The 10017-nt window shown below is 24.2% G+C and carries 9 protein-coding genes; all 9 read right to left on the bottom strand.

The window, feature by feature from the left end:
* Positions 1-97 precede the first annotated feature (97 nt).
* A complete protein-coding gene (locus T405_RS00190; protein ID WP_036429861.1) occupies positions 98-919 on the bottom strand; it encodes a TIGR00282 family metallophosphoesterase in 822 nt (273 codons plus the stop codon).
* A gap of 47 nt (positions 920-966) precedes the next feature.
* Positions 967-1938, bottom strand: coding sequence for a recombinase RecA (gene recA, locus T405_RS00185; protein WP_084271887.1), 972 nt, complete (start codon positions 1936-1938; stop codon positions 967-969).
* 73 nt (positions 1939-2011) lie between these two features.
* On the bottom strand, positions 2012-2941 hold the full coding sequence (locus tag T405_RS00180; protein WP_036429858.1) for an aromatic motif membrane protein: 930 nt from the start codon (positions 2939-2941) through the stop codon (positions 2012-2014).
* Positions 2941-3927 (bottom strand): aromatic motif membrane protein, encoded by a 987-nt coding sequence (locus tag T405_RS00175; protein ID WP_036429855.1) that lies wholly within the window; start codon positions 3925-3927, stop codon positions 2941-2943. The genes T405_RS00180 and T405_RS00175 overlap by 1 nt, the downstream gene beginning before the upstream one ends.
* Complete coding sequence (locus tag T405_RS00170; RefSeq protein ID WP_036429853.1) at positions 3917-5401, bottom strand: hypothetical protein; 1485 nt, start codon at positions 5399-5401, stop codon at positions 3917-3919. Before T405_RS00170 ends, T405_RS00175 begins: the two co-directional genes overlap by 11 nt.
* Positions 5379-6086, bottom strand: a complete 708-nt coding sequence (locus T405_RS00165) for an ABC transporter ATP-binding protein (RefSeq protein WP_036429851.1) — start codon at positions 6084-6086, stop codon at positions 5379-5381. Before T405_RS00165 ends, T405_RS00170 begins: the two co-directional genes overlap by 23 nt.
* Positions 6086-7963, bottom strand: coding sequence for an ABC transporter permease (locus tag T405_RS00160; RefSeq protein WP_036429849.1), 1878 nt, complete (start codon positions 7961-7963; stop codon positions 6086-6088). The genes T405_RS00165 and T405_RS00160 overlap by 1 nt, the downstream gene beginning before the upstream one ends.
* An 88-nt stretch (positions 7964-8051) precedes the next feature.
* The gene (locus T405_RS00155; RefSeq protein WP_036429847.1) at positions 8052-8897 is read right to left on the bottom strand and encodes a Rho termination factor N-terminal domain-containing protein; all 846 of its coding nucleotides are present in this window, start codon (positions 8895-8897) and stop codon (positions 8052-8054) included.
* Positions 8878-9825 carry an RluA family pseudouridine synthase gene (locus T405_RS00150; protein WP_036429846.1) on the bottom strand — a complete coding sequence of 316 codons (948 nt, stop codon included), beginning with the start codon at positions 9823-9825 and terminating at the stop codon, positions 8878-8880. The genes T405_RS00155 and T405_RS00150 overlap by 20 nt, the downstream gene beginning before the upstream one ends.
* Positions 9826-10017 lie beyond the last annotated feature (192 nt).

Below are 10017 nucleotides of genomic sequence, written 5' to 3'. Positions count from 1 at the left end.
ACTGTCATGTTTTTGTATATATCTAGTTTTCAAAGAACTTTTTTTGTTTGCTTGAATATTATAACACTAAAAATTTTTTTCAAAATATTTTTTTAAATTATTTATAAATTTCTAAATTTGTTAAGTTTATCTTTTCTATCTTATGTCTTTTGTTTTCCAATCCATTTTTTGTTAGTGTTATGACAACAGCATTAAGTTGGGTATTGTTATTGCTGATATAGAATTTTGTTTTTTTATTTGGATTTATTAATCTATTTATTATAACTGATGTTTCTACACCTATTGCAGAATCTATTGGTCCGGTCATACCAACATCAGTAATATAAGCAGTTCCGTTAGGTAATATATGAGCATCGTTTGTTTGAACATGGGTATGTGTTCCACAAAAAGCATCTACTTGGCCATCTACATACAAAGCAAAAGCATATTTTTCACTTGTTGTTTCTGCATGGAAATCAATTAAGTGAAAATCATGATTTTTATTTTCATTAATTTCATCAAATGCATCAATAAATGAACCGGCCGTTGTTTGTTTTCAAGGTTCAAGTAATTCATTAAAAGTTTGACCTAATAAACTACTTACTCTGAGTCTAAAATTCTTTATTTCAAATATCTTTGAACCTACACCTGGATAAATACTCATTATATTAAGCGGTCTGATTACATTTGAATTATGAATAAAATTATAAATATCCTCATTTGCTCAAACGTGATTACCCATTGTAAAACAATTTATACCTGCTTTTGTTAATCTAATATAATCTAGTTCGTTAAGACCTTTTCGACCTGTTATATTCTCTCCTTGCGCTATTACAAAATCTATATTATGTTTTTTTACAATTCGTTGGAGATGTTTTTCTATAGTAACTATTCCTGGTAAACCAAAAATATCACCTATAAATAAGATTTTTAATTCCATAATATTTCCTTAATTATGATTATTATAATATAAAAAAATAGCAAAAGCTATTTTTCCATTACTTGTTCATAAATTTTATTATAAATTTCTTGGTTTGTTAATAAATATTCTCTTAGTTTAGTTTTTCCTTGTGCTATGTTCTCACCATTATAGCTATATCATGCACCGCGTTTATCAAGAATCTCTTTTTCTGTTGCTAAATCTATTATTTCACCAAGTTTATCTAATCCCTTATTAAAATAAAATTCACTTGTTCCCGTTTTGTAAGGAGTTGAAATTTTGTTTTTAACTACTTTAAATTTAACTTCTGATCCTATTATTTCTTTGTCTTCAACTATTTGTTGACCTTTTCTTACTTCTATTCTTATACTTGAATAAAATTTCAGCGCCCTTCCTCCCGGGGTTGTTTCTGGATTACCAAAGATTACTCCAACTTTTTCTCTAATTTGATTAATAAAAATAATTGTAGTTTTATTTTTATTCAAGTTTCCTGTTATTTTTCTTAAAGCCTTTGACATCAAACGTGCTTGAGCACCTATTTGTTGATCTGTCATCTCCCCATTTAATTCTGCTTCAGGAACCAGTGCTGCTACACTATCTACAACAATTAAATCTAATGAACCAGTCTTTGCTAATATATCCACTATTTCTAGAGCTTGTTCACCACTATCGGGCTGAGATAAGATTAAATTATTGATATCAACCCCTATTTTAGAAGCAAATAAAGGGTCTATTGAGTGTTCAGCATCTATGAATGCTGCTACACCTCCGTTTTTTTGTACTTCAGCAATTGCATGTAAAGATAGTGTTGTTTTACCACAACTTTCAGGTCCGTAAATTTCTATAATTCTTCCTTTAGGATAACCACCACCAAGTAACTTATCCAATGTATGACTACCTGAACGAAATGTTTCTATTGCTAAATCCGGCACTTCTCCTAATAACATAACTGATTCTTTACCAAATTTTTTTTCTATTTGATTTATTGCACTACTTATAATATCTTTTTTGTTTTGCATTATTCCTCCGCAATTATAATAAAAAAAGCTGTGTGACTTACTAAAAATAAACAAAAAAAGTGGATAACCACTTTTAATTATTAGCATCTATTAATGTATATCTAATATTTCTTCCACCGTTTAATTCATCAAAATTAGATTTTGTTGCACCAGAGTAAGTTAAATTTGCGCTTGGTCAATCTTGAGTAGAACGAATATATTCATTTAAACTAAAATTATTTAGTTTGTTTTCTGATATTAATAATTTTGGATAAGTATTTATGTATTGAAAGACTTCATTTTTTATTATAGTTTTTTTATCTTTATTTATTTTTACTTCTAAATCTAATCTAAAGATATAACCTTCATTTGTTAAAAAGTAAATTCTTTCTTCTATTTTTTTATAATTTTCTTCATCTTCATCAACTTCTTTATTAACCCTTTCTTGAATAACATAATCTAGAATCAAATTTGATTCAGGTGAATAAAAGTCACTAAAGATTTTTTGCTTTGATTCTACTTCATCTTGGTTGTCTTGAATTGCAAATTCATCAGTTTGTATGTCTGGATATTGTATAAACTTGAATTTATCTATATTAAATAAATAAAATAGTCAATTTTCGGTTAATAATTTCGAGATTGCCTCATCACCTTTTTGGGTTGTAAAATTTCTTAATGTTTTAAATGTTTGAAAATCAAATCTTCCTCTATCATGAGGTCTAATAATATTATTTGCATATCTAAATCATGTCTTTAAATTTTTTAAATACTCATTAACATTAATTTCTTTTTGTGAATTAATATAATCATTAATTTCTTGTTCATTGCTATATAACTTATTTAATATGTATTGAATATGTTTTTGATTTACAAAAGAGTTTCATTTTTCTTCATTAGCATTTACTTCTATAGTTTTACTATATTTAATTTCGTTTTTTGTTTTTTGTGTACAAGATATTGAAAGAGGAATTAAAAATGAGAAAAGTGAAAAAGTTGCTATTAATTTAATTAATTTATTTTTCATTATTCTCCTTTATAATAACCAAAAACAAATGCTGGTTCACCATATTTTTGTTTTTTGACCATTATATTTTCGAATTCATTATTTGAGTTTGGTCATTGATGAATAAACAGTGCATGTATTACAGAAGAAATAACTTGTAATGATAAAACATTTGCTTTAGAATTACCGAAATATCAATTTATTGCTTTTATTGAAATCAATGGGTTTTCTGTATCTGTTTGACTTATGATAATTCTAAATATTAATTTATCTTTACGAATATAATAAATAACTCCGCCTCTAAATTCTTTACTCTCATCACCTTGTTGCATTGATTCTAAAAATGAATCTTTAAATTCAAAGTTTTTATATGGTGCTTTTTCATCAATTATATTTTTATATTCTGAACTTGCTGTTTTTCCATTTTGCAAACCATCATAAACATATTCTATTGTTTGAAATTCAAATTCATTTAAATTAGTTAAAAAATAGTATCAATTTTTTGAATAGAATTCATTTTGTTTTTGAATATATTCTAATTGTTTTTGACGTATTGGTTGTAATTCTAAAAGAATTTCTTTTAATCTATCCTGATTTTCTTTGATTTCTTCAGAGTTTTTTCTCGGATCAAAACGAAGTGATCTTAATTCTTCTTCAATATCTCTAATTTCTTGAATTAGTTTATTTAATTTGTCTTGATCTACTAAATTCTTAAATTCTGTAGCTACCTTTTTAAACTCCTCTTTAATTAAAGTTTTATTTTGTTCTTGTTCTTCTTTAAACTTTTGTATTCTTATTGGATTAAATTTAAATAAATCATTTAATAAATTTTCTAATATTCTTGTTGTGTTTTTTCTTTGTTTTTCTTCAGTGGTACCTAAAATTTCATCTTGGTTTGAAATTATTTTACTTAGGCTTCTTACATTTTCATGTGAATAATTGGCACATGACAAAGCAACAAAAGGACTAAATAGAAGTATGCTACTTAATGTTTTTTTAAATTTCATTTGCTGCTCCCAATGTGAATCTGTTTAATTTATTTTCAAATGATTTATTAAATTTTAAAACCGAGTTATATAAGACTTCAGAATAATTTTCATTATTAAACAAAGTCATAAATACTTCATCATTATGTTTTTGATAAATTCTCTGTCTCGCTTTAAATTTTATATATGCGGGTATTTCTATATTTTGGTTGATTTGATTTATTTGTTCATCTTTAGAATCAATATTTTCATATAATCTTCAAGCGCTTATTAATTTTCCTTCAAAACTATCTTCTTCATAATTTTGATCATTAGATAATAAATCCTTAACAAACTTTTCTAACCCTGATTTTATAAAACGAAATCTTGAAAATACTCTTCTATTTGTTTTTTCACTAGATGGAATAGAATCAAATATTTCACCTATTTCAAATAAAATATCATCTTTTTCTTCTTCTATTTGACTTATTTCATTTAATTTAGCTAAATATTTATTAATTTCATTTTCATTAAAATACTTATTGTTTTTTATACTTTCGTCTTGTAAAAGAGTATCTGCATTTTCTTTAAAATTCTCTGCTTCACTAGAAATTGCCGTTTCATTTTCTTTGTTAAAAACCTCTATGTAATATTCTTTTATTTTTGAAATTAAATTATTTACATTATCTGAGGTTTTGTTTGTTGGAACTAATATTTCCGGCAAAATAAATAGTTTTGTTTCAGTTGTATTATTGTGCTCAATATTAAATAAATAAGAAATTAATAAAACACCGGTTTTGTCTTCTCAAAATAATATTTTTCCTTCTTTATATTTATTTTGATCTTGAGCAATATCTCTGTATTCTTCTGGAAGAATTTCTAAGAAATCTATTTCATGAAATTTCTGGATATTTAGTTCTTTTAATTGAAATAATAAATTAGAATTATCTTTTATTTCTTGATTTTCATTTTCTAAAGATAATTGTTTTAAAAAGACATCTTTAATACTTTCCTTTGTTTCTTCATTTATTATTAAAGTATCATTAAATCTTCAGTTAAATGGGTTTAGTTGAAATGTAAATTTATGTATGTTATTTAAATATCAATATCAATTATTTTCTAATATATCTTTTATTTTTTTAGACCCTCTTAATGCGTATTTTCCTAAAATCTCATTTCTATTACTATCAGAAACATACACAAATAAAGGAGCAAATGTTAAAGATGAATTAATTTCTGAAAAAGTAGTATCACTAATTTGAGATTGCTTATTAAGAAAATCAACTTTTTCTATAGTGTTTTCTTTAAAAATATATTTATTTAATATTAGGTCACCCTGACTTTCATTTTTTGTTATTTTGTTTAAAAAATCTGCATAATTATGATTTAGTTTTGGAGGGTTTGTAAATTCTTGTTTTCTTTGGTATCTTTTTGATAATTCACCTATTCATATTATTCCGGTTGTTATTGATGCAAAACAAGCAAATCAAATACTAGTTTTGAATAATTTTTTCATAAAAAATTTCCTCTAAACTTTTTGTTTTAACTCCTGAATAAACGATTTTTCCTTTATGAATTAATGTAAAAGAATCAACAAATTTATCTATTTCACTTAATATATGTGAACTTATAAATATAGTAGTACCATTTTGGTTTAATTCTTGTAATATTGAAAATAATTGATATCTAGCAGTTGGATCTAAGTTTGCTGCTGGTTCATCTAGAACTATTATTTCTGGATCATTTAATAAAGCTTGAATAAGTAAAACTTTTTTCTTTTGGCCTGATGAAAATTCAAAAGGTTTTTTATATTTTAAATCAGTTATTTCAAATTTACTTAATAATTCATCTATTTTTTTATTAACTTGGTTTTTATTAAGACCTGTGAACATTCCTAAAAACTTTAAGTATTCAAAAGTATTCATCTCTTTTGGAAAAATTGTGTTTTCTGGTACATAACCTAATTTTTGTCTGCTTTGGGGTTTTTGGATATTTATTCCGTTGAGAACTATCTGACCACTATAATTTATATAAGAACCAATAATAGTTTTAATTGTTGTTGTTTTACCTGCTCCGTTTTCTCCTATAAAAGCATGGAAAGAACCTTTAGGAACATTAAAGGTTAAATCAAAAATACCTGCTTTATCTTTTCTTGATTTATAAATTTTTGTCAAATTCTTAACCTGTAAAATATTTTCCATTATTTATAGTCCTTACGATAGTATAGTTTGTTATTTCATACAAGAAGTAAAATTCCCAATATTCCTCAAATACCAAAATAAATATTTTTTTCTACTACTTTTATATTACTTCTAGAAATTTCATAAATTTCTTCTAGAGGTTGGAATAAATAGTTATCCGATTTGCTTAGGTCATATCTGATAACTATCTTTGCTTGTTTAGAACCATTTATTTCTTCTTCTTGGATGATTTGTTTTGGTGTAAATGAAGCATAACCACCTAATTTGTAATTATAGTTGTCAATTTTTAATAAAAATTGTTCAGGTTCATAATTTTGTGTGTTTTCATTAAATAAGATAGCATCTAGTAACTTAGAATCATTATATGTAAAATATGCAAAATATAATAAACCAATAGCTAGATAAACTTTTTTTTCTATTAAATTTTTAATATTCTTGTTTTTTATTGATGCCGGATTTAAAACTATTGAACTAACATCATTTATTTGTAATAAGTGTGATGAATCAGAATTTATTGCATTAGTTAAATTTTCAATAAAGTAAATTTTTGTTTCTTCTTGTGAGAAATCTTTAATGTTTTTATTAATATCATCAAAAAACTTCAATGCATAATCTTGGAAAATTAAGTTTTCTAATAAATCTAATAAATATGGTCATTTTATTTCACCAACTAAGTTATCAGTTGTTGTAAATGAATTATTATCTTCTGGGAACTCTACATTAAATGAATCTGCATTTTCTCTTGCATAGATAATGTTTGTATTAATTAAATTTTCCTTAATTGATTTGTTTTTTAAGGCACCGGGAACTAAGTATGCTTTTTTATTAACAATAACTGCATCTATTGCAGGTTGTGTTTCTGTTGCGTTTGTAGATTCAGTGCTTTGACTTTTATCAATTACATTGTATTGTTTTAGATTTGATTTTGATAATAAGTCATAATTATAACTAAACGAATCTAGTTGATTATAAAATAAATAATTACTTAAATTCGTAGTGTTATTAGAACTAAAAGTGTCAAATATATTTGTGTTATTTACATTAAAAATATCTAACATTTGATATGGTGTTACTAAATAAGAGTAAATTTGTCATTCTTTAGCAGAGTTTTTTGAATTTGAATATGCTAGATTTAAAAACTTCTTTTGGTCGTTTCTAAAATTATCATTTTGATATCCATTAGGAATAATATAATACGAATCATTTTGATTATTTAAATAAAACTGTTCAGCATTCAATCTTTTTCCTGTGGAGTGATTTTCATATGGAATATTTAAATAATATGCAAAATTGTTAGCAGTAGATGTGCTCTTTCCTGAAATAACTGTACCACCTATCGCAAGAGGACTAAATAATAAAATAGGTAATGTTATAGCTATTTTAGTATTTGTCTTGTATGCTATCAATGAACTTAAATAACCAAATAATATATATGATAAATAAAATACACCAATAGTAATCAAAATTAAATTTCAATGAGTATTTAGAATGTTAAGACTTCAAATAATTATTGTATTACTAATTAATATGATTAAAGTTCAATAAAAAGCAAATAATAAGTTAGATATAGTTTTTCCTCAAATTATGCTTTTTCTAGAAATAGGTTTAGATAATGTCAATAATTCTATTCCCTCTTCTTCTAAATCTTTATAAACATTAATGGATTTTAAAGCAGCAAAAAAAATAGTGATTAATAGTTCTATAAAAACTAATATATAAATAAATAGTAATTTTTGGTTGTTATTAATTTCTATGAAACTAAAAACACCAAAAAATATAAATGAACTCAATAATATAATCATTGGAATTATTATTGTGTTTTTCTTTTTTAAAATTAATTTATGTATAAAAAATACATAATGTCTAAGTGAATTCATAAAACCTTTCTATGTATTATATTACCAAACAGTAATATAATAAGATTATACAATGGAATAGATTTTTAAAAAGTAAATAAAAAGCAAATTAATTTGCTTTTTTTGTATAAATTAATATTTTTTTAATTAGTTCATCTCTTGTTAATTCATCATAACCAACTATATTTAGTTTTTTTGCTATGGAGTGTAGTTCTTCTTGTGTTAAGTCATTTAATTTTTTATATTCAAATGAATCTTCAATGTTTTCTTGATTTTTTTCTTCTTTTTTTGTTTCTGTTTTAAATCCACTGGGAGCATATGGATTTCCTGTTCTGATATTTTCCATATATTCTTTACTTAGTTCTTCCATTGCTTTTATTGTTTGGATATATACAAATGCCTTTTTGACTGCTTTAACTTTTCTATCTACAAAAACTATTAATATAAAGTATAAAATAACATTAATTATATTTATACTGAATAAAAACATACTGATTGAAAATTCTTTTAGAATAGTTGTATCAAAGGAACTAGAAAGAAAGATTATAAATCGAATTATGTGAATCAATCCCATAATTCAGGTTAATCAAATAACTCATGAAGATAAATAAGAAAAATTTTTATTTTTTATACTGTTTTTAATTGATAATATAAAAACAACTACAACAAATCAATAAAATAAATTTTGAAACGTTGTGAATACTATTTCTCTTATGTATTGAGATTCATAAACAGATGATGGGTAAAGTTCATTATTAGATAACTCTGTCAATCTTTTTTGCATTTCTATATATTCTTGTGTTGCAGAACCTAAATAAATCAAATAAATTGTTGGTAGTAAGGTTGTTAAAAATATTAAACCCAAGTATAAAAACACTCATAATTTAAATTCTTTATTGTGTGCTTTTCATAATTCAGATGTTGTTTTTATTTCGTTATTGTATAAATTTTTCACTTGTCTCCTTTTCTTGTTTTATGAATTCATCAAAATTAAAGTTGTTAAATACGTCAAATTCTTTTGGTGGTTTGCAATAAAAATTCAAACTCTCCTTTGTTATCGGATGTTCAAATTCTAACATATATGCATGTAATCTTTGTCCAAATTCATCTACTTTTTTCCCATACATAGGATCTCCATAAACAGGATTTCCTATGTACTTTAGATGTACTCTAATTTGATGAGTTCTACCTGTTTCCAGTTCACACTTTACCAAAGACTTAGGCTCATTATTTATATAAAAAGTATCTAATAATGTAACATGAGTTATTGCATTTTTAGAATTTATATTAGTTACAGTCATTATTTGTCTATCTGAAGTAGATCTTCCTATCGGTAGATTTAAAAGCAATTTTTTATCTTCTATAATACCATCACAAATAGCTAAATATTTTCTGTTAATATCATGTGTAGAAAATTTTTCTGATAATAGTTGATGGACTTGATTATTTTTAGCAATTACCAACAAACCTGATGTATCCTTATCAATTCGATGTACAATCCCTGGTCTTAATAATCCATTTTTGTCTGATAAGTTGTTTTTAAAATGATATAAAAGTCCATTAGCTAAAGTATTATTTGTATGACCTGCAGCTGGATGAACTACCATTCCAGATGGTTTATGAATAACACACAAATATTCATCATCATAAATGATATCTAAATCCATTTTTTCAGGTTCTATTTTTATTTCTTTATTCAAAACTTGTAGAACCTTAATTATTTGACCTTCTCTTACAGTAAATTTGGGCTTATTAACTAAAACATCATCAACTAAAACTACTCTTTCTTCAATTAATTGTTTAATATCATTGCGCGAAATTTCAGAATGATTAGAAATATATTTGTCAATTCTTTCTGTATATTGAACTTTTAATTCTAGCATTATTTTATTATATCAAATATTAAACTTATAATACTTATTATAATTTAGTGATAAATGTTAACTTGTTTCATATGATAATTAACTTTTAATATAATACTTGTATTTCTGAGTTGAATAAAATAAAATGACGAATAACCCTATAAAATAGAAGAATTCATCATTTTATATATCTAATTTACTATGTATAAAATA

It is taken from the genome of Mycoplasmopsis felis ATCC 23391 (genome assembly GCF_000701865.1).
In the GTDB taxonomy this organism is placed as follows: Bacteria; Bacillota_I; Bacilli_A; order Mycoplasmatales; family Metamycoplasmataceae; genus Mycoplasmopsis; species Mycoplasmopsis felis.
This window is presented reverse-complemented; position numbering and strand designations above follow the sequence as displayed.